Consider the following 19,948-nt stretch of genomic DNA (forward strand, 5'->3'; position numbering starts at 1 on the left):
CAACAGAACATTAATCCGAATGTTAATAACCATGAACAAACTAGGAGAACAATTGTTATATGTAAATATCACTAATGAATAAAGGATGATAAATAGTGTTTTACGTGAAGAAAATCACATAACAGGAAGAAAAATAATGAAATTATCCGATGACGGGGAGATGGCTACATAAGACGAACTACACATATAAAAATCATCAACTTAAGAACTATATGAGACATGCTAATGCATTGTTCAGGGCGCGTTCATACCCCATAAAAGAGGGGGCATGCCCCCTCTTCTGTCATGAGCTTGTTACATCTCGAGGATGAATTTTTCCAGTTCTCCTGCAAGGGCCGCATCGATATAGCTGGTGGCCCAGCCAAACAGGTAAGCGAAGGCGAAAATGCCCACCGTCGACGACACCAGCGTCGGCGCGAAAAACGCGGCGATAACGGAGAGCGTATACCCTGCGCCGATCGACAACCCGAGCGCTTCGAGCTGGTTGCGGAACGCTTTCCAGTTGCCGGTAGAGAAACCTTCAATCGCGGCGTTTACCAGATCCGCGCCCTTGATCGCCCAGTCCACCCCGGTGAAGACCTTGCCCAATACCCGCGCATTGCGGGCATACTGTTCCGCATCGATCATTTTCAGCCAGGCGACAATCGCCGCTTTGTCCTGCGCCTTGAGCTTTTTGTTCAGGCCCTTCGTCAATTGCTCGTAGGTTTTCTCCGCATCTTGCACGTTGCGGATATATTTTCCTTGAATTCCCGCCTCCAAATCCTTGGCGAGTTTGGCGTATTTCGCGCCGATCTTTTCCGCGATATCTTTATTGATACCTGCGGCCAGGCTGACGCCATCCTTGATGGCTTTTAATTCCGCATTTTGATATTCGACGAAGTCCTTAACGATCGTTTTTACCGAGCCGGGCGATTTTACCGGCTTGCCGTTGGCATATTTCACCTCCATGGCATTCAGGTTATCCCCTCTCACCACGGCGATAAACGCGGGCCGGTTCTTATTGGCCTTATAGTAGAGGCTGTAGGTCGCCACTCCGTCTTGCTTTTCCACCTTCAAATGATGAAAACCGTAGTAACTCCCGGTCGTGCGAGTCGTCGAGAATTCGCCGGTTTTGCCGTTGCCATGCCAGCCGCTGACGGGCCGATCGCGATGCGAGTCTGTCACGAAACTGCCTAACGAAGAGGCGCCGATCTGCCCGGCATTCAGGCCATTGTTGCCGCCTTTGCCAGGGGTTGAGGGCTTGCGCGCATGGCCGGTTTCGATATCCCCGATCGCCACTGTCACCCCCTTGGCGTTGACCCCCATCACCAGTCCCCCCAGGCCAATGTGCTTCGCCTGATCGGCCGTCAAACCGGTGGCGGAAAGGCTCAGCGTGCCGGATGGGCTGACGCTTTCAATATGCAATTTCGCATCCGGGTTAATTCTGCGCGCCGCCTTAATCACCGCCGCCAGCTTCATGCGCAGCGCCGGATCGTTTTGGATCGCCGCTATCTGTTGCTGTTCCGGGCTGCTGCCAACGCCGGCGCCGCCGCGATCGCGATCGCCGGAATGGCCTTTATCGCCGCCCCCCGGCTCTGGGCCCGTACCGCGTTCAGAACTCCAATTAGTTCCATCCCCTTTACCACCATAATTAAATCCAGGCATATGCTTTCATCCTTATTTCGTTTTATTTTTAAGATGCCGATATCCTCGTTTAGCGTTCACTAACGCGTGCCTGAGTAATATCGGCAAACCGTTTTTAGCTGCCCGCCATTTATAAAAAACCGCAGAAATAAGGACAACGGATGACGGCTGTCTGGTCGGTGAAACAAATAGGCTCCCTTCCGCAGAACCTGAATATACCGCCGCAGGTCACGCCTGGACGGCGGCGGCCTGTTCAGAAGTCATTGGCATACGTCATGAATTGCAATTACAATCATCGCACTTGCAACTAAAAAAGGGTACTCCGCATGTCGCCTCAACGTATAACACTGCCCGCCGCTTCGGCCAGAACCCAAACCCTGGCCGAAGCCTGTATCCGCAAGATGACCTCCGTCAGTCAAAAAGCCGGCGCCTCGCGCCCTTCTTCCAGCGCCTGGGCGGCGCAAACGCTGGACGAACTTAACGCCAGCGGCGACATCTGGCTTATCGACGGCAGAAGGCGCACCGAGCCACCGAGTTCCCACTACGCCACCGCCTGGCCGCTCTGGTTTGGCCATCAATCAGAGCGTTATGAGAAGCCGCTGTTTTACTTCGTCAACACGCCCTCGGTGGACATGCTTCGCGGGCTTGAGCCGGAAACCAATCGTAAAGGGATTTTCATCAGCGATGCGGATACTGGCAGTGCCGATTTGCCCAAAGGCGTTCAGGCCTGGTTCCCGCTTCAGCTCACGGCCATGCCGGGCTGGTTGCCTTTCGATCCGGCCAATGCCCGAGAAACCGGCGCGATACTCCATCACGCCCTCCACGCGCTCTATCTGGAGGGAACGAGGAAGATGGTGTATCTCGCGACCAACGCAGACAATGGCCCCCTCTCTTCAGGGGAACCGTTTGTCGCAGAACAGGCGTTCAAGGGAATGTATCGTGTCGCCGCCGCGGCAGACTCGCCGTTGCAGGTTCGTCTGTGCGGCGCTGGCCGAGCGCTCGCCCGCGTTCAGCAGGCGGCCAAAGTGTTGAAAAACTGGGGGATTGCGTCTGAAATCTGGAGTTGCCCCAGCTACACGCGGTTGGCGCAGGACGCCGAACTCGCCGACATGCAGCGCCAGGACAGCGGCGGCGAATGCCATCTGAAAACGTGCCTGGGTACCGGGAATGCCCCCGTCGTCGCCGTTACCGACTACTCGCACCTGATTGCCAATCAGCTCAGGCGATTCATTCCCGCGCGCTTTGCCGCGGTGGGCTCAGATTCACGGGTGCGTGGCGAAATCCACTACCCGCAGGCGGAATGGATTGCGCTCTGCGCCCTTAAACTGCTGGCCGACGAGCAGAAAATCCCTTCGGCGCTGATCGCCGATGCGCTGCGCGTTCTGCACATCACGCCCGATGCCTGATCACTCTCTGGCCAGCTGCATCGCATTGTTCAACGCGTCGGAGAAGCGTGCGACCTCTTCTTCGCTGAACTGGTTGAGAAAGTGGGTGTTGACCACCGAACGGTAGATCTCCCACATCTTTTTCCGCAGGGCCTTGCCTTCCTCGGTGATAGTCGCGAAGGAGGCCCGGCGATCGTCATCCGATCGAAAACGCGTGACCAGCCGCTCTTTTTCCAAGCGATCCATCAGGCGGGTCAGGTTGTAACGCTCAATCACCAACACGTCCGCCAGCTCATGCATGCGGCGTGTGCCGTTTTCCCCGCTTTCCAATCCCCATAACACGTCATACCAGGCGTAAACCGGCAGCCCCGCTTCCGACAACTTCGCCTCTATCTTTCTGATCATCGCCCGATGCGCGCGCACAAAGGAGAACCACAGGTCGGGTTGTTTATCTGTCATGTCATTTTTCTCGTCAAAACCGGTGAGTTGCAATTGCAATTGTAAAGGGATAGAGTGGCTTTCGCCATTGTTGCATTTGCAACTCTTGCACTTGCAATTCACTGAATCCCTGTATCGCTCAGCGCCTTATCAGGTAAGTACATTTGGAGCTTTTATGAACCAACCTGCGGTAAAAGCAGATCTCGACCCACAAGAGACGGCTGAATGGCTTGAGGCATTTGAAGGTGTCACTGACATCGACGGCCGTGAACGCGCGCATTTTTTGTTGGAAAGAATGGCCGAAGCCGATCAGCGAAAACACGGTGATTTCTTCAGCATGGTCACCACGCCCTACGTGAATACGATCCCGGCCTATAAGCAACCGACGTATCCCGGCGATCTGGCCGCTGAAGCGCGCATCAATGCGTTTATTCGCTGGAACGCCATGGCGATGGTGCTGCGTGCCGGCAAACATTCCAACGTCGGCGGGCATATCGCCACCTACCAATCGGCCGCAGTGCTTTACGATGTGGGGTTCACGCACTTCTTCCGTGGGCGCACCGATGATTTCGCCGGCGACATGGTGTATATCCAGGGCCATTCCTCCCCCGGCATTTATGGCCGCGCCTATCTCGAAGGCCGCATCGACGAGGAGCTGCTCGACAACTTTCGCCGCGAATCCGCGCGCCGCGGCCTCTCCTCCTACCCGCACCCGCGGCTGATGCCGGATTTCTGGCAATATCCCACCGTTTCGATGGGGCTGGGGCCGCTGACCGCCGCCTACCAGGCGCGCTACATGCGCTATCTGGAATACCGCGAGTTGAAACCGCACCAGGGGAGAAAGGTGTGGGCGTTTCTCGGCGACGGCGAGATGGATCAGCCGGAATCGCTGGCGGCGATTGCGCTGGGCGGGCGAGAAAAACTCGATAACCTGATCTTCGTCGTGAACTGCAACCTGCAACGGCTGGATGGCCCCGTGCGCGGCAACGGCAAGATTATTCAGGAGCTGGAAGGCACCTTCAAAGCCGCCGGCTGGCAGGTGATCAAGGTGATCTGGGGCAGCGGCTGGGACAAACTGCTGCAAAAAGACCGCTCCGGGCTGCTGATGCAGCGCATGATGGAGTGCGTCGACGGCGATTACCAAACCTTCAAGTCGCAAAGCGGCGCCTATGTGCGGGAGCACTTCTTCGGCAAGTATCCGGAATTGCTCGAGCTGGTCGCCGACCTGAGCGACGATGAGATCTGGGCGCTGCACCGCGGCGGCCACGATCCGCAAAAGGTGTACGCCGCCTACCATCAGGCGGTGCATACCCCGGGCAGGCCGACGGTGGTGCTGGCCAAAACCGTCAAAGGGTTTGGCATGGGGGAAGCCGGTGAAGGGCAGAACATCAACCACCAGCTGAAAAAAATGAGCCAGGATGCGGTGAAAGCCTTCCGCGACCGTTTAGGGCTGACCATCTCCGACGCCCAACTGGCAGAGATCCCTTACCTGAAGCCCGAACCCGACAGCGCGGCGGCGAAGTACATCACCGCGACGCGCACCGCGCTGGGCGGCTACATCCCTGCCCGCTTCGGCCAATCCGCTCCGCTGGCGATACCGGAACTATCGCGCTTCGACGGCCTCCTGAAGGGCAGCGGCGAACGCAACATGTCGACCACCATGGCTTTCGTTAATATCCTCGGCACGCTGCTCAAAGACGTCAACATCGGCAAACTGATCGTGCCCATCGTGCCGGACGAGTCGCGCACGTTCGGCATGGAAGGCCTGTTCCGCCAGATTGGCATCCATTCCTGGCTCGGCCAGCTGTATACCCCGCAAGACGCCGGGCAGCTCAGCTACTATAAAGAGGCCAAAGACGGCCAGATTTTGCAGGAAGGCATCAACGAATCCGGTGCGATATCGACCTGGATCGCCGCCGGCACCGCCTACAGCAACCACGATGTCGCGACGATCCCGTTCTATATCTTCTACTCCATGTTCGGGCTGCAACGGGTGGGCGATCTCGCCTGGGCGGCGGCCGACGCACGCACCAAGGGTTTCCTGCTCGGCGCCACCTCCGGCAGAACCACCCTGATGGGCGAAGGCTTGCAGCATGACGACGGCCACAGCCACGTGCTGTCTTCGGTGATCCCCAGCTGCGTCTCCTACGATCCGACCTATGCCTATGAACTCGCGGTGATCGTCCAGAGCGGCATGCGCAGGATGTTCGTTGAACAAGAGGATATTTACTACTACATCACCTTGCTCAACGAGGGCTACCCGCAGCCGCCGATGCCGGCGGGCGTGGAGGACGGGATTATCCAGGGCGCCTATTTGCTCAAACAGAGCGAAACGACAAACCAAGAGAGCCCGCGCGCTCAGCTGGTCGCCAGCGGTGCCATCATGCGCGAGGCGCTGGCGGCGGCGGAGCTGTTGGCGGCGGACTTTGGCGTCGCCAGCGATATCTGGAGCGCCACCAGCCTGAGCGAGCTGCGCCGCAACGGCATGGCGGCCGAACGCTGGAACCTGCTGCATCCGGAAGATCCGCCGAAAGTTCCTTATATTCAGAGCCTGCTGGCGGCGCATCCCGGCCCGGTGGTGGTGGTGACGGACTATATGAAGATCGTCGGCGATCAGATCAAACCGTTCTTGCCCGACCGCACCTTTATCGCCTTGGGCACCGACGGCTTTGGTCGCTCGGACACCCGCGAGGCGCTGCGTGAGTTCTTCGAGGTCAACCGCCATTTCATCGCGCTCGCCGCGTTGAAACTGCTAGCTGACGAAGGCCGTATCGCCCGCAGCGAGGTCAACCGCGCCATGGCGCTGTATGGCATCGCCCCCGATAAGCCGGATCCGGCGGCGGTGAAGTAACACTCAGCCTACCCACGCCGCCGGTTGTCACCCGCGGCGTTTTTCTTCCTTCGATTCGGCGGAGCACGGCGCCCGCTCCCCCAGCCGCACCACCGGAATGTCCGCCAGCCGGGTGGTGTAGGCCGGCGACAGCATGTCGCGCTTCATTTGCCACGGCTTGACGATCCCCTGCCCGGCGAACCACACGCGCCCGCGCCCTTCCTGATTCAGGCGATCGAGGGTCGCCATCAGCCGCTCGCTGTTGCGGCGCGGCGGGCAGTCGTCGAACAGATCGATCTGCGCCATGGCGGCGGCGCTGAAATCTCCCAGCACCACGCCGCCCTTCAGGTAACGTCGCCCCTCCTGCCAGATGCTTTCCAGCGCACGTACCGCCATGGCGATGATGTCGCGGCTGTCATTGCTCGGGGTTTGCAGCCGGGCGGTGCCCATATTGCTGTAATACCCTTCGCCCGCCGAATGCGGGCTGGTTTTGATAAATACCGACACGTTGCGGCAATAGCGCTTTTCCTGCCGCAGCTTTTCGGCGGCGCGTTCGGCGTAGCTGCAGATCGCCTCGCGCATGTGTGGGTAGTGCGTCAGCCGCTGGCCGAACGAGCGGGAACAGATGATCTGCTCTTTGGCGGCCGCCTCATCTTCCCACTGCAGGCACGATTCGCCGCGCAGCTCGCGTATCGTGCGCTCCAGCACCACGCTGAAGGTTTTACGCGCCAGCCGGGTATCGCAGTCCGCCAGCTGTAGCGCGGTGTGAATACCCATCGCCTGCAGTTGGCGAGTCAGGCGGCGCCCCACGCCCCACACCTCTTCCACCGGGAGCAACGCCAGCAGTTTGCGCTGGCGCGCCGGATCGGATAAATCCACCACGCCGCCGGTGCCGCGCCATTTCTTGGCGGCGAAGTTGGCCAGCTTGGCCAGCGTTTTGCTCGGCGCAATGCCGACCCCGACCGTCAAATGCAGCTCGCGCCGGATGCGATCGCGCACCCGCTGGCCGAATGGCTCCAGCGCCTCGCAGTGCGCCACGCCGTCCAGCCGCAGAAAGGCTTCGTCCAGCGAATAAATCTCCACCGCCGGCGCCATCTCTTCCAGCGTGTCCATCACCCGGCGGGACATGTCGGCGTACAGCGCGTAGTTGGAGGAGAACACCGCAACGTTGCGGCGGCGCATCTCCTCTTTGATTTTGAAATAAGGCGCCCCCATCGGCACGCCCAATGCCTTCGCCTCGGCGCTACGGGCAATCACGCAGCCATCGTTGTTGGACAGTACAATCACCGGCCGCCCCCGCAGATCGGGCCGAAAGATGGTCTCGCAGGAAGCATAGAAACTGTTGACGTCTACCAGGGCGAACATGGCTACTGCCCCTTCATCGCCAGAGGCCAGACTGGCGTTATCGTCAGTGGGTTGTTATTCATAACGGCACCAGATTACTGTTCATGCATACAGTATTTGTATTTTTCTGGCGACGATCAAGTAGAAACCACCTCATCGCTGCTATCCGTTTGATGCACTTTGGCTTTTAACTCAGCCCTCCGTTTACCTGGAGCCGAGTTTTTCATTAACGGCGAACTTCACGCAGATCGAAACGAATCGGAATGGTCACGCTGAATTCCGCCTGCCCCGCTGCGATCTCGTTGCCGGGTGCGGGCAGTGGAGAAGCGCGCTGCGGTAACTGAAGCGCCTCCCGATCGAGCGAAGCAACGCCGCTCGATCGCAATAGCTTCACGCCCAGCACGTTTCCCTGTCGATCCAACGTCACGGCAACCTGAACAATACCCTGGCGCTGCTGGCGTACCGCCAGGGCGGGATAGCGTTTGAAACGGCTCAAATGCGCCAACAGCAGGCCGCTCCAGACCGAGGCATCCTGACTCGGCTGCGACGCCACGCTGGTTTGCGGCGCGGCAACACGCTTTCCATCCAGAGACGGCGGCGCGCTGGTACTTGATGCTCTTGAGTTTGCAGACGCCATTTTTTCCTGTTCTTCTTGCCTTGGGCGCGGCGGTTCCGTCTTCGGTTTGATGGGGTCGTTCCGTTGCCCTTTGGCCTTGCTCTGCCGCTCCGTTGCACGCGGTGCATGAATCAGCGGAGGCATCGCCGCCTCCGGTTCCCGATTGGCCTGCCGTTGCGCCACCGCCTGCACCTGGCGCACGCCGGTTGGCATCGGCTCCGTGTTGGGTGTCGATTCAGCCGGCTCGGCAACCATCATCAACACCATCGGTTGTGCCGCAGGCAGCAACGGTGGCATCAGGTGATAACCGAGCCCAAACCACAACGCACCATGCAGACCCAACGCCAACACATTGGCGGTAGCCCAGCGCCATCGCCCGCCTGTAGGGGGTAAAGAGAAATCGCCAGATAATACGTTGTGATTGAACATAGGGAGCGGTACTCAGGTTAAGCGTAAAACAGACCAACGTACGCAGCGGTCAACGGCAGTCGGGGTATGTCAGAAAGGTCGTTTAGGCACGCGGCACCGGGCAGGTAAAGAAAAAGAACAGGTCAATAGAAAAGGAAATGCCCTAATGGCAGAGTAAAAAACTTTAGGATACGGTGATGAAGTATTTTGACAGCATATTTACCCTAACCGGCAACGCGCCGGGCAGTGCCGCGATGACGCGCTCGGGGTCAGCCAGCGGGAACGCACCGGAGAGCCTCAGGCCGGCGACCTCCGGCCGGCAGCGAATAACGCCCTGACGATAACGCCCCAGTTCCATCAGGAAGTCGTCCAGCCGCATGTTGTCGGCCAGCAGCATGCCTTGCCGCCAACCGGGCTCTTGCGTCACGCGATACGGTTCGCCAATGCCTTGCCGGCTTAATCTGCCGCCCTGACCGGCGTTGAGCACCGCGTTCCGATGCGCCGGTGAAAGGATCGTGACCCGGCCAAGATAAACGGCGATATCACTGTAAGTTTCCCACAGGCGAATGCTGAAGCGAGCAGCCTGCACCATGAGCTCGCCCTGCGGCAATCTCACCGTCAACGCACCGCTTTCCGGCGGCAGATTCACCATCATTTCGCCTTCCAGCAATGTGGCCTGCTGACGGCTGACGTTGACCGCCGTTTGCGTGTTCAGCATCAACTGCGCGCCATCCGCCAACGCGACGGTTTGCTGTTCCCCCACCGCCGTACGGTAATCCGCCAGCCAGGGGCGCCATGGCAGCGCGCCCGAACCGACACCAACCGTCCCCACCACGCCGATGGCCGCCAGGCTTCTCAATAACCGGCGACGTTGCGGGTTCGGCAACTGCGACAGACTACGCTGCGCCGCCGCCCCGTTAAGCAGAGAAAAACGGGATGAAAACGCGGCGATATGCCGCCAGGCGCGTTCATTTTCCGGTTTCGCCTGATACCAACGTCGCCAGTTTTCCCTATCCGCGTCGCTTGCCTCTTCCGACATCAGCTGCGTTAACCACGCGGCGGCCTCTCGCGCGCTCTGCCGATCGATATCCGATTCCATCATGGGTTCCGCACCTGCCGTTACGCCGCCAATGCAAAGAAACAGTGCAAATTAGCGCGCTGCAGATATTGTTTCACCGAGCTGGTCGACACCCGTAAACGTTCAGCGATGTCGCAATAACGCATGCCCTGCAGGTGCGCCAACAGGAAAGCCTCGCGGACGTGCGCCGGCAATCCGTCCAACGCCTGATCCAACTGTTCGAGCATTTCGAGGGTTTGTTGACGAACTTCCGGCGAGGGCGCCTCGATCGCCGGCAACTCGCTCAAGGCCTGCAGATAGCTCTCTTCGATTGTTTTACGCCGGTAATAATTCGCCACCAGCCGGCGCGCTACGGTCGCCAGGAAGGGGCGTGGTTGCCGAATGGCGAGCAACTGCGGGCTCAGTAAAATACTGATGAAAGTATCCTGCGCCAGGTCTTCGGCGTGATGCGCACACCCAACCTTCTGTCGCAGCCAATGGCATAGCCAACTGTGATGCTCAAGGTAAAGCTGTTGAGCAAACCCGTTGGCTGCCGCGGCCTCTTTCCTCGCCATTCGGTGACACCAGTTGATAATGAGATTGAAAATGATAATTATTATTATTTTAAAATTGTAACTTCTGTGTCAAGCGATTGCTGATGATTTATAAACGGCGAAAAAGTAGGGAAATACGGGGGAGGAAACGTGAAAAGGGGCCTAAATGGCCCCCTGCAGACAGGATCGTCAAAAACGCTGACTGACGCTGAACTTGATGTTGCGCCCTACGCCGGACACCGATTCGCCCAGGTAAGGGTAATAATCGCGGTTGAACAGGTTGTCCACCGCCACGCGGGCTTCGAAGCCGTGCAAGCCGCTGGGCTGCCACGAGGCGAACAGGCCGTGTAATGCATAACCCGAGGTTTTCGGCAGGGCCCAGACAACGGCCATCGGATCGCCGTCGGCCGGTGAACGATCCTGTTTACGTACGAAATCGCCGGTCCAGCCGAAGGCCATATCCCACTGCGGCACTTTCATGCCCAGCATCGCGTGTGCCGTAACGGGTGGAATTTCGGCAATCCAGGTTTCGTTGCCCCAGGGATCGCGCGGTGAAGCGTCGCGTTTGCCGCGAATCGAGGAGAACGACAGGCTGCCGAACAGGCTTTCGCTGTCATAAAACGATTCGAGCTCCACGCCCTCAATGGTATAGCCCGGCAAGTTGCGATAGTTCGACAACGGTTGCCCACATTGGCCCCCGTGCCGTGCGGCGTCACACACTACGCCGCGACGATAGAAAATCTCGTCCTTGCCGCGATTGCGGAACAGCGTAGTGCGGATCTGCAGGCTGTCCCGCGCCATCAACACATCGTTGAAGTCCAGTACCGCGCCGAGACGAACGCCCGTCATGCGTTCCACCTGCAGGCCGCGGCTGGTACCGGGCACGCTGGAAGCGGCGTATTGCACTTCGTACTGTTCGTCGATCACCGGGGCGCGCCAGGTGCGGCTAACGTCGGCAAACAGGGACAGATTCGACGTCGCTTTCCACATCACGCCCAAATGCGGCGACCAGCCGGTATAGGTCACGCTGCTGTAATCATGGCCCACGAGCGGATCGCTGTCGTTATAGCGCGGCGCCCGGTTCGGTTGCCCGGTATTGGTCACATGATCGTAACGCACGCCCGGCGTCACGGTCAGGCTGCCGAAGCTGACCGCATCCTGCAGATAAACGCTGCGGGTTTCCTGTTCGCCCGCCGGCATGTAGTACGGCTGGAAATAGCCGTAGTTGTAACTGGCATTTTTCACCTGCGAAGGGTAATACATCAGGGTATCGCGCTGATGTTTATGCCAACGCGCACCGAGCAACAGCTTGTGCTCCAGCGGACCGCTGGCGAAACGGCTTTCATTGCTGACGTCAAACTGCCGATCGGTATAGTTCACCCAACTTTCATTGCCCAGCGTACCGAGATAGCTGAACTTTGAAGCGGAATCCGGCCGCTTGTCATGCTGCTCGGTCTTCGAATAGGCGTAAGACAGCGTCAGATTCAGCAACGGCTGCGCTTCCGGCGCCAGATTCCATTTCACCGAGTAATTGGTGTCTGTCTGGTCGCGATACACCAGAATGCGGCGCCACGCTTCTTCCCGGCCATATTTATCGATATCCGCCTGGCTGGGCGCGGCGATATCGTCCCGCTTGGCGGCAAAAGGCTGCCAGCCATCGGAATCGGATCGCATCGCCGACAGCGTCAGCGTTTGCGCCTCGCTCAGATAAATATTGGTTTTTAACAGGTAGGAAGCCTGATCGTTGGCAGAATAGGCAAAACGCGTGCCGTCCGGCCGCTTCAGGTTGCCGCCGTCACGCTTGCTCATGTAGAGCAAACCGTCGGCGGATCCTTCCGGCGTACGGCCGTACAAGGCACCGCTGTAAATGCCCTGACGATCGTTGGTGTGGTAGCTGTACTTCAGCAAGCCGCCAAAATCTTCGCCCGGCAGCAGCATGTCCCCAGCATCTTTGGTCTCCAGCGTAATGGTCCCGCCAAAGCCGCCATTGCCGTTCAACAGATTGTGCGGCCCCTTATCGACCTCAACCTTTTTCAGCAGTTCGGGTTCGATGAATACCGAGCCCTGCCGATATTTCTCAAATCCCTTCGGCGCCCCGTCCAGCACGACCTTCACATCTTCCATGTCCCCCATGCCCCAGATATTCAGGCTTTGGCCGCCCGGGCGCGGCGAGCCCGCCATCCCTACGCCAGGCAAGCGATCAAGCAAACTGGCGATATTGTCAGCCTGCACGCGTTCGATGTCTTCTTTATCCAACACCGAACGGCCGGCGGCGACGCTGTCGGACAAACCGCCGACCACCGACAGTTCCGGTATCGTCAACGGCTGAACCGGCCCGGCGTCGACCAACCGATATCCCTGTGCGGTTTGCTGAGCGCGCAATCCGCTGCCCGCCAACAGCGTATCGAACGCGTCGGTGAGGCGATAATGCCCCTGCAGGCCCGCGGTGTTTTTTCCACGCGTCTGTTCGGGCGTGAAAATCACTATCACGCCGGCCTTAGCGGCCGCCGTCTGCAAGGCGGGCGCCAGGTCACCGGCGGGAATGGCGAAAGGCAGGATAGCGGACTGCTCGACCGCCGCCGGTGGCACCGACGCACCGGGCGCCGCCATCGCGGAGGTGAGCATGCCCGATAATGCGCACCCTACCCCGATAGCGACCCGCTTCCCGGCGGTACGTTTGGCTGATGTGAACGTACGCCCTGCGCCGTTCTTGTTTTTTATGGCCATGAAGGATTCCCCTGAGTGTAATGAACTGGAAACTCAGTAGAGAGGTCACGCCAACGAAAAGATCGGGCAGAAAAAAGTGAAAAAAAATGCCGAAGTCACCGGGCCGCGTAGACGATAAAGGTCACCACGCCGAAGATCTCCAGTTGCGCTTCGTCGTCGAACACGATCGGCGCGTAGGCGGGGTTCATCGGCAACAGCCGCACATCGGGGTGACGCTGCAGTTTTTTGACGGTGAATTCGCCGTCCACCGCGGCGATCACGATATTGCCGTGCTCCGGCGTCAGGGCGCTGTCGACAATCAGCAGATCGCCATCCCGGATATTGCCGTCGATCATCGATTCGCCGCTGGCGCGCACGAAATAGGTGGCGTTGGGGTGCCGCACCAGCAGCTTGCCGATGTCCAGCCGACCTTCGACATAGTCTTGCGCCGGGGAAGGAAAACCGCAGGCCACGCGATCGGCAAACAGCGGTAACGTTAGGGGTTCACCTGGTGAAAAAGCATACAACCTTGAATTACTCAGCATAATCACAACCAAACTGTATATTTATACAGTAAAGCATAAACAAAACGCGAACGCGTGCAACCCCCTATCCCCCTGCGGATCGCGCTTTGCCGCGTAATATAATAATTTTCTGAGCGATTTTTTTTTACGCCTGCTAAGTGTTTTACTGCCCCTTGCACACACGTTATCCACCAAAACTGTGGATAATGCGGCACTCAGACCGTTGGCGTATCGATGGGCAGGATGAGTGAGGGATTGTCATTGCGAACGGCGCCGACGGCGGGCGATACCGGTTGCCAGACGAAATCCTCTGCCTGCAGGCTGTACACGTCAGCCTGCATTTGACCAGAGGGCGGGACTAAGCGGGTGTCGAGCCAGTCGCGCGCGGCCGTCGGTCTCTGCTGCGTACAGCGCCGCAAAGAACAGCGGCAGGCCTTGCCTCAGCAAGAGCCCACGGGAGGAACGGCGGACGGCCTTACAAAATGACGCCAATAAAATTGCGACTGGCAATGGCATCAATGGGACGGCCAGAGACGAAAGTCAGTACGTTATGCCAGGAGCTTGGGATAACCCGACAAACGCTGTACCGCCACATTTCCCCTGATGATCCACTGCGAGCTGACGGTATAAAGCTGCTCAACCGGGGATAATTTTAGCGGACGGAAAAATCTGGGGTTCCGGCGTAGAACCCCGAATAAGGAATAATCCTTAATTCATTTCAGGATTATTAATTCCATCTAAAACCTCTCGGCAATATTCTTTTTTATAGGCTTCATCATTACTTAATGACTTAACCAAAAAATCAGCATTTTTCCAACCATTATCCCAATGCGTATCGAATCCTGACTGTTCATACTTTAATGTTCTAGTTAATGAGTCTTTTATTTGTTTTTTATATTTATCAATTTTCTCATTGGTTGCCCCACAAACATCATGTGCAACACGAGCATTTGAGCCAGAAAAACCTATTGCTGAAATTGCCATCGCTTCATTTGATTTGTCGAAATCATTCGCATATGCCACAGCATTAGATAAAGCGAATATGACAAGAGCAGGTATGATTTTTTTGTATGAAATCATCTTTCACCTCTAACTCATTGATTGTTCATGGGGTCAGTTTGGATATCGAAAATTATTGTACATTAAGGCTGCTTTTTAATCAGTCTCAACTTCTTTATAGAAGGCCTGAATGCGACAAACTTGGGAAGTACTGTAGCCTGTCGCGTCTGCTGTTTCTCGGATGCTCAGTTTCTTAATCTGTCGGTAGTACAGGACTTTCTGATGTCGTTCCTGATCTGCCTGCTTTCCCCGGTATCTACCCAACGTATGCGCCCGTTCAATTCCCTGCTTTTGCCGTTGGCGGCGACTCAACCAGTCCTTATGTGACATCGCGGCCATCAGGTCGATTAGCATGTTATTGATGGCGGTTATTACTGCACGGGTGATCGGGCCCGCCTGTGGAGGATCTTTCTCTAACAGCGCCTGCCATGAGGTAGGGACATCCAGGCTGACAATCCGTAACTCATGCTGCTCAATCTGCTTTTTCAACGTCATCCAGTCACTGTTGCTGAGACGGGTCAGGCGGTCTATCTGCTCAACCAGCAAAATATCAGTTACCGTTTGGGGGCGGCCAGCACAATCAGCATCCGTCGCTGCAGCGGCGACGGCCGGCGGACGTTAACCGTTGCCACGATGTCACCCCTCTCTCTTATAGATGAGGACATGCAGGCGCAGCCGGTCGGCATCAACACGTTCATCCATTATTGTGCCCGGATAGCCCTGCAGCGCCAGACCGTACCAGAAACTCAGAATGACAGAAGCCTTACCCAACTCTAGGGTGTAACCCATCCCGCCCTGGTTCAGATTGCATTTTTTAATCGCATCTTCTGCTTCCCGGGTCAGCTGCGCATAGCTGAGTGAAAAATTCAGTGCCTGATCCATCCTGCTCGCTCCATCTCACCGCTGGCGCGCACGAAATAAGTGGCGTTGGGGTGCCGTACCAGCAGTTTGCCGATATCCAGCCGGCTCTCGACATAGTCCTGCGCCGGGGAGGGAAAACCGCAGGCCACGCGATCGGCAAACAGCGGTAACGTCAGGGGCTCAACTGGTGAAAAAGCATACAACCTTAAAGTACTCAGCATAATCATAACCAAGCTGTATATTTATACAGTAAGGCATAAACAAAACGCGAACGCGTGCCCCCCCCTATCCCCCTGCGGATCGCGCTTTGCCGCGTAATATAATAATTTTCTGAGCGATTTTTTTTACGCCTGCTAAGTGTTTTACTGCCCCTTGCACACACGTTATCCACCAAAACTGTGGATAACCTGCAGGGCGTGATTCCCTACGCGAGCGGGATCAGAATCCTGTATAATCCCCACACCTGCTAATAAGAATTCATCCCCGTCGGCGCCTCGTCACCGACAGTCACGAGAACGTTATGAACAAGCACCTACTCCTCGCAGAAACCGACGATATCAAACAGGAATGCCTGTCGCGCCACGCGGTCTGGCAGCGCAACGATCTGGCTCAGGCGCAACAGGATTGGCTGGCGGAAGAAGTACCGGTCGCCCTAGTGTACAACGGCATTTCCCACGTGGTGATGATGGCGACGCCGAAAGATCTGGCGGCCTTCGCCATCGGTTTTTCGCTGTCCGAAGGCATTATCGCCTCCCCCGACGACATCTACGACATCCGCCAGCAACCGGCCTGCAACGGCATTGAAGTGCATGTGGAACTCTCGAGCCGCCGCTTTATGCAGCTGAAAGAGAAGCGCCGCAGCCTGGCCGGCCGCACCGGCTGCGGCGTCTGCGGGGTGGAACAGCTGCAGGAGGTTGCTCAGCCCATCGCACCACTGCCTTTCACGCAACGTTTCGATTTGGCGCTGCTCGACCGGGCGTTAGCGCAGCTGCAGGAGGTGCAAACGGTAGGAAAACTGACCGGCTGCACCCATGCGGCGGCCTGGATCCAGCCGGACGGCGCGCTCAGCGGCGGGTGTGAAGACGTCGGCCGCCACGTGGCGCTCGACAAGCTGCTGGGCTACCGCAGCCAACAGGCGTGGCTGCAGGGTGCGGCGCTGGTGTCGAGCCGCGCCAGCTATGAAATGGTGCAAAAATCCGCCATGTGCGGCGTCGAGATCCTGTTCGCCGTTTCCGCCGCCACCCGCCTGGCGGTGGAAGTGGCCGAACGCAGCAACCTGACGCTGGTGGGCTTCAGCAAACCGGGGCGCGCCACCGTCTATACGCATCCGCAGCGGCTCTGGCAATCGACAACGGCGGCCTAACGCCGCCGGATAAGAATCGACTATTCTCAATAGCAGGACACCAGGAAGCACCCACGTCATGATAATTCGCCCGAATCAGAACTGGTTTTTTCGCCTGTTCGCCTGGCACGGTTCCGTGCTATCAAAGATCACCTTTCGCCTATCGCTGAACGTGCTGATGTCGATAGTGGCGGTGATCAGCTACCAATGGTACGAACAGCTCGGCGTGCATTTAACCATCGCACCGTTCAGCCTGCTGGGCATCGCCATCGCCATTTTTCTCGGCTTTCGCAATAACGCCGGCTACAGCCGCTTTGTCGAAGCGCGCAACCTGTGGGGCTCGCTGCTGATTACCGAGCGCTCCCTGCTGCGCCAGATCAAAAGCCTGCTGCCGGACGAATCGGCGGTGCAGCAAAAGGTTGCCAAGCTGCTGATCGCCTTCAGCTGGAGCCTGAAGCATCAGCTGCGCGGCACCGACCCGACCGCCGATCTGTACCACAATCTCAGCAGCCAAGAGCTGGCCGAGGTGGTCGCCAGCCCGATGCCGACCAACCGCATCCTGCTGATGCTGGGCCAGGAGATCGGCAAGCTGCGCCGACAGGGGCTGCTGAGCGACATCACTTTCGAGCTGCTCGACAACAAGCTGAGCGAACTGTCCCACGCCCTCGGCGGCTGCGAACGGCTCGCCAGCACGCCGGTGCCGTTCGCCTATACCCTGATCCTGCAGCGCACCGTTTACCTGTTCTGCAGCCTGTTGCCTTTTGCCCTGGTGACCGACCTGCATTACATGACACCGTTTGTTTCAGTGTTCATTTCCTATACCTTCTTATCCTGGGACTCACTGGCCGAAGAGCTGGAGGATCCGTTTGGCGTGTCGGCTAACCATCTGCCGTTAAACGCCATCTGCAACACCATCGAGCGCAACCTGCTGGAAATGAACGACCAAAGCCCGCTGCCACCGCCGATGAAACCCGACGAGCACTTTAATTTGATCTGATCTATTTCACCCGAACACACTGGAGCCGAATGCAATGAATGCAAATAACCCTCTGCCGCAAGCCGTATTCACACCGGTGACGCGCCATGCCATCTTCATCGTCGCTACCCTGTCGCCCGTTCCCGCCCATCTGGCGGCGGTGCGCGCCTGGTGCGGCGACATTGCCGCCGTGGTGCGTTCGGTCGGCAAACGCGCGCCGGCAGGCAATCTCACCTGCGTCTGCGGCTTCGGCTCCGAAGCCTGGGATACGCTGTTCGGCGCGCCGCGCCCTCGCCAGCTGCATCCGTTCAGCCCGATCGGCAGCGGGGAGCGCGTCGCCGTCGCCACGCCCGGCGACATCCTGCTGCACATCCGCGCCGATGAAATGGATCTGTGTTTCGAACTGGCCTCTCAGTTGACCGCCAAGCTCGGCGACGCCGTGACGGTGATAGAAGAGGTGCACGGCTTCCGTTATTTCGATCAGCGCGCCATGATCGGCTTCGTCGACGGCACGGAGAACCCGGAGGGGCACGAAGCCTTCGACTACACGGTGATCGGCGACGAAGACGCGGCGTTCAGCGGCGGCAGCTATGTGCTGGTGCAAAAATACCTGCACGACATGCAGGGCTGGAACTCGCTCAGCGTGGAAACGCAGGAGAAGATCATCGGCCGCCATAAGCAGTCCAACATCGAGCTGGATGAAGCGGTCAAACCGTCGTCATCGCACAGTTCGCTGACCACCATCACCGACGAGCAAGGCAACGAGGTGAAAATTCTGCGCGACAACATGCCGTTCGGCCGCCCCGGCCTGCGCGAATTCGGCACCTACTTTATCGGCTATGCGCGCTCCCCGCAGCCGATCGAGCAAATGCTGGAAAACATGTTCATCGGCCGCCCGGCCGGCAACTACGATCGGCTGCTCGATTTCAGCCACGCGGTGACCGGCACCCTGTTCTTCGTGCCTTCCGCCCCGCTGCTGGAAGCGCTGGCCGACCGCAGCGGCGCCGAACTGCACTAACGTCCCTTCGGCGGCAAAGCCTCCCCCCGCGACGTATACTGAATTAACGTTGCGTATTGAGGGGGAGGCACCATGTCGCTCACATTCAAACGTTCGGAAAGGCTCTCCATCGGCACCGAAATAGAGTTACAGCTGGTCGATGCCGAGCACTACGATCTGGCGGATCGGGCCGACCGGGTGGTCAGCGCGGTCGGCGACCGCCGGCGCGTCAAGCATGAGCTCACCCAATCGATGGTGGAGCTGAACAGCTCGGTGCACCGCGATCTCGATGAGCTGCACGCCGAGCTGCACGCCCTGACCTATACCGTCCGGCGCAGCGCGCAGCGCCTGGGCTGCGACGTCTGCGGCGGCGGCCGGCACCTGAGCAACGACTGGCGCAAGCAGGTCATCAGCGACAGCGCGCGCTACAGGCAGCTGGCCAGCCGTTTTGGCTATCTCTCCAAGCTGGCCTGCGTATTCGGCCAACACATTCACCTCGGCGTCAACGACGGGGACGAGGCGATGTACCTGTGCCATGCGCTGACGCCCTATTTTCCGCAGTTGATCGCGCTCAGCGCCTCGTCGCCGCTGTATCAGGGGGTCGACACGCGCTTTGCCAGTTCCCGCTTCAGCGCCCAGAATTCTTTTCCCAACTACGGGTGCCTGGAACACATCTACAGCTGGCGCGAATTCAACGCTTACTACGAACGGTTGAACGCCGCCGGCGTGATTGAAAGCGTCAAGGATATTTACTGGGATGCACGGCCGAAACCGGAGCTGGGCACGGTGGAGATCCGCATCTGCGATACGCCGCTGCGCCTCGCGCACGCCGTGCTGCTGGTCGGTTACTGCCGTCTGCTGGCCGATTTTCTGTTGCAACGCCGGACGCCGATCGCGCCGGAATACGATGCCTTCACCCACTACAACAAGATCAACGCCTATCGCAGCGGTTTCGCCGCCGAATACGTCGATCCCACGACGCTGCGCCGCCGCAGCCTGACCGCCCACATCCTGCACACCCTCGAGGCGCTGAGCGATTTCGCCGAGCGGCGGGAGGATCGGGCCGTGTTACAGGCCGTCGAGCGCCATGTCCGCCAGGGCATCAGCGATTCGGAGCATATCCGTCAGATGTTGCACAACGGCCTGCCGCAGGCTCAGGTGATCAAACGCCTGTGCGATGAGCTGTTGCAACCGGCAAGTTAAGTTTCGGCTATCGATTCCATACGCC

At 58.4% G+C, this 19,948-nt stretch carries 16 protein-coding genes and 3 pseudogenes; 6 read left to right on the top strand and 13 right to left on the bottom strand.

All coding sequences use genetic code 11. The features are described 5' to 3' along the window. Positions 1 to 294: 294 nt before the first annotated feature. Positions 295 to 1,644 (bottom strand): colicin-like pore-forming protein, encoded by a 1,350-nt coding sequence (locus FOT55_RS25695; protein WP_043138752.1) that lies wholly within the window; start codon positions 1,642 to 1,644, stop codon positions 295 to 297. A gap of 305 nt (positions 1,645 to 1,949) precedes the next feature. On the opposite strand from FOT55_RS25695, the gene FOT55_RS25490 reads away from it, so the two are divergent. Further along, entirely contained in the window at positions 1,950 to 3,029 is a 1,080-nt protein-coding gene (locus FOT55_RS25490; protein WP_187181961.1) for a transketolase-like TK C-terminal-containing protein, read from the top strand. Here FOT55_RS25490 and FOT55_RS20535 read toward each other — a convergent pair whose 3' ends face one another. Then, a complete protein-coding gene (locus FOT55_RS20535) occupies positions 3,030 to 3,467 on the bottom strand; it encodes a MarR family winged helix-turn-helix transcriptional regulator (protein WP_025303324.1) in 438 nt (145 codons plus the stop codon). Positions 3,468 to 3,621: 154 nt separating this feature from the next. Here FOT55_RS20535 and aceE point away from each other — a divergent pair, with 154 nt between their 5' ends. Continuing rightward, the gene (gene aceE, locus FOT55_RS20540; RefSeq protein ID WP_147823943.1) at positions 3,622 to 6,297 is read left to right on the top strand and encodes a pyruvate dehydrogenase (acetyl-transferring), homodimeric type; all 2,676 of its coding nucleotides are present in this window, start codon (positions 3,622 to 3,624) and stop codon (positions 6,295 to 6,297) included. Between the two features lie 27 nt (positions 6,298 to 6,324). Here aceE and umuC read toward each other — a convergent pair whose 3' ends face one another. The 11 genes and pseudogenes from umuC to FOT55_RS20605 form a co-directional block, all read right to left on the bottom strand. Beyond that, positions 6,325 to 7,641, bottom strand: coding sequence for a translesion error-prone DNA polymerase V subunit UmuC (gene umuC, locus FOT55_RS20545; protein WP_049204968.1), 1,317 nt, complete (start codon positions 7,639 to 7,641; stop codon positions 6,325 to 6,327). Positions 7,642 to 7,846: 205 nt separating this feature from the next. After that, positions 7,847 to 8,533, bottom strand: a complete 687-nt coding sequence (locus FOT55_RS20550; protein WP_160310833.1) for an energy transducer TonB — start codon at positions 8,531 to 8,533, stop codon at positions 7,847 to 7,849. A 295-nt stretch (positions 8,534 to 8,828) separates the two neighbouring features. Beyond that, a complete protein-coding gene (locus tag FOT55_RS20555; protein WP_038629539.1) occupies positions 8,829 to 9,746 on the bottom strand; it encodes a FecR domain-containing protein in 918 nt (305 codons plus the stop codon). A 17-nt stretch (positions 9,747 to 9,763) separates the two neighbouring features. Beyond that, positions 9,764 to 10,276 carry a sigma-70 family RNA polymerase sigma factor gene (locus tag FOT55_RS20560; protein ID WP_025303329.1) on the bottom strand — a complete coding sequence of 171 codons (513 nt, stop codon included), beginning with the start codon at positions 10,274 to 10,276 and terminating at the stop codon, positions 9,764 to 9,766. A 168-nt stretch (positions 10,277 to 10,444) separates the two neighbouring features. Continuing rightward, positions 10,445 to 12,982, bottom strand: a complete 2,538-nt coding sequence (locus tag FOT55_RS20565) for a TonB-dependent receptor (protein ID WP_025303330.1) — start codon at positions 12,980 to 12,982, stop codon at positions 10,445 to 10,447. Positions 12,983 to 13,077: 95 nt separating this feature from the next. Beyond that, a complete protein-coding gene (umuD, locus tag FOT55_RS20570; protein WP_049209475.1) occupies positions 13,078 to 13,506 on the bottom strand; it encodes a translesion error-prone DNA polymerase V autoproteolytic subunit in 429 nt (142 codons plus the stop codon). Between the two features lie 194 nt (positions 13,507 to 13,700). Beyond that, positions 13,701 to 13,880: pseudogene (locus tag FOT55_RS25740) on the bottom strand (SOS response-associated peptidase family protein); the annotation flags it as partial. Between the two features lie 313 nt (positions 13,881 to 14,193). Continuing rightward, on the bottom strand, positions 14,194 to 14,565 hold the full coding sequence (locus tag FOT55_RS20585; RefSeq protein ID WP_126502249.1) for a hypothetical protein: 372 nt from the start codon (positions 14,563 to 14,565) through the stop codon (positions 14,194 to 14,196). A 75-nt stretch (positions 14,566 to 14,640) separates the two neighbouring features. Then, positions 14,641 to 15,096, bottom strand: a pseudogene (locus FOT55_RS20595) (recombinase family protein); the annotation flags it as partial. 84 nt (positions 15,097 to 15,180) lie between these two features. Beyond that, positions 15,181 to 15,426, bottom strand: a complete 246-nt coding sequence (locus FOT55_RS20600) for a hypothetical protein (RefSeq protein ID WP_025303333.1) — start codon at positions 15,424 to 15,426, stop codon at positions 15,181 to 15,183. A 14-nt stretch (positions 15,427 to 15,440) separates the two neighbouring features. After that, positions 15,441 to 15,632: pseudogene (locus tag FOT55_RS20605) on the bottom strand (S24/S26 family peptidase); the annotation flags it as partial. A gap of 293 nt (positions 15,633 to 15,925) precedes the next feature. On the opposite strand from FOT55_RS20605, the gene fdhD reads away from it, so the two are divergent. From fdhD to FOT55_RS20625, 4 genes are all read left to right on the top strand, one after another. Beyond that, complete coding sequence (fdhD, locus tag FOT55_RS20610; RefSeq protein ID WP_025303336.1) at positions 15,926 to 16,768, top strand: formate dehydrogenase accessory sulfurtransferase FdhD; 843 nt, start codon at positions 15,926 to 15,928, stop codon at positions 16,766 to 16,768. A gap of 58 nt (positions 16,769 to 16,826) precedes the next feature. Beyond that, positions 16,827 to 17,744 (top strand): bestrophin family protein, encoded by a 918-nt coding sequence (locus FOT55_RS20615; RefSeq protein WP_147823944.1) that lies wholly within the window; start codon positions 16,827 to 16,829, stop codon positions 17,742 to 17,744. 34 nt (positions 17,745 to 17,778) lie between these two features. Continuing rightward, positions 17,779 to 18,741 (top strand): Dyp-type peroxidase, encoded by a 963-nt coding sequence (locus FOT55_RS20620; RefSeq protein ID WP_025303338.1) that lies wholly within the window; start codon positions 17,779 to 17,781, stop codon positions 18,739 to 18,741. A gap of 72 nt (positions 18,742 to 18,813) precedes the next feature. Next, positions 18,814 to 19,923, top strand: coding sequence for a YbdK family carboxylate-amine ligase (locus FOT55_RS20625; RefSeq protein ID WP_147823945.1), 1,110 nt, complete (start codon positions 18,814 to 18,816; stop codon positions 19,921 to 19,923). The last annotated feature ends 25 nt before the right edge of the window (positions 19,924 to 19,948 follow it).

It is taken from the genome of Serratia bockelmannii, from assembly GCF_008011855.1.
Classification (GTDB): Bacteria; Pseudomonadota; Gammaproteobacteria; order Enterobacterales; family Enterobacteriaceae; genus Serratia; species Serratia bockelmannii.

What these genes read in the sequence shown, in the direction of transcription:
- FOT55_RS20600 (WP_025303333.1), bottom strand. Translation starts at nt 15,426, where the DNA reads ATGGATCAGGCACTGAATTTTTCACTCAGCTATGCGCAGCTGACCCGG.
- FOT55_RS20560 (WP_025303329.1), bottom strand. Translation starts at nt 10,276, where the DNA reads ATGGCGAGGAAAGAGGCCGCGGCAGCCAACGGGTTTGCTCAACAGCTT.
- FOT55_RS20565 (WP_025303330.1), bottom strand. Translation starts at nt 12,982, where the DNA reads ATGGCCATAAAAAACAAGAACGGCGCAGGGCGTACGTTCACATCAGCC.
- FOT55_RS20550 (WP_160310833.1), bottom strand. Translation starts at nt 8,533, where the DNA reads ATGCCACCGTTGCTGCCTGCGGCACAACCGATGGTGTTGATGATGGTT.
- FOT55_RS20585 (WP_126502249.1), bottom strand. Translation starts at nt 14,565, where the DNA reads ATGATTTCATACAAAAAAATCATACCTGCTCTTGTCATATTCGCTTTA.
- aceE (WP_147823943.1), top strand. Translation starts at nt 3,622, where the DNA reads ATGAACCAACCTGCGGTAAAAGCAGATCTCGACCCACAAGAGACGGCT.
- fdhD (WP_025303336.1), top strand. Translation starts at nt 15,926, where the DNA reads ATGAACAAGCACCTACTCCTCGCAGAAACCGACGATATCAAACAGGAA.
- FOT55_RS25490 (WP_187181961.1), top strand. Translation starts at nt 1,950, where the DNA reads ATGTCGCCTCAACGTATAACACTGCCCGCCGCTTCGGCCAGAACCCAA.
- FOT55_RS20625 (WP_147823945.1), top strand. Translation starts at nt 18,814, where the DNA reads ATGTCGCTCACATTCAAACGTTCGGAAAGGCTCTCCATCGGCACCGAA.
- FOT55_RS20615 (WP_147823944.1), top strand. Translation starts at nt 16,827, where the DNA reads ATGATAATTCGCCCGAATCAGAACTGGTTTTTTCGCCTGTTCGCCTGG.
- FOT55_RS25695 (WP_043138752.1), bottom strand. Translation starts at nt 1,644, where the DNA reads ATGCCTGGATTTAATTATGGTGGTAAAGGGGATGGAACTAATTGGAGT.
- FOT55_RS20535 (WP_025303324.1), bottom strand. Translation starts at nt 3,467, where the DNA reads ATGACAGATAAACAACCCGACCTGTGGTTCTCCTTTGTGCGCGCGCAT.
- umuD (WP_049209475.1), bottom strand. Translation starts at nt 13,506, where the DNA reads ATGCTGAGTAATTCAAGGTTGTATGCTTTTTCACCAGGTGAACCCCTA.
- umuC (WP_049204968.1), bottom strand. Translation starts at nt 7,641, where the DNA reads ATGTTCGCCCTGGTAGACGTCAACAGTTTCTATGCTTCCTGCGAGACC.
- FOT55_RS20620 (WP_025303338.1), top strand. Translation starts at nt 17,779, where the DNA reads ATGAATGCAAATAACCCTCTGCCGCAAGCCGTATTCACACCGGTGACG.
- FOT55_RS20555 (WP_038629539.1), bottom strand. Translation starts at nt 9,746, where the DNA reads ATGATGGAATCGGATATCGATCGGCAGAGCGCGCGAGAGGCCGCCGCG.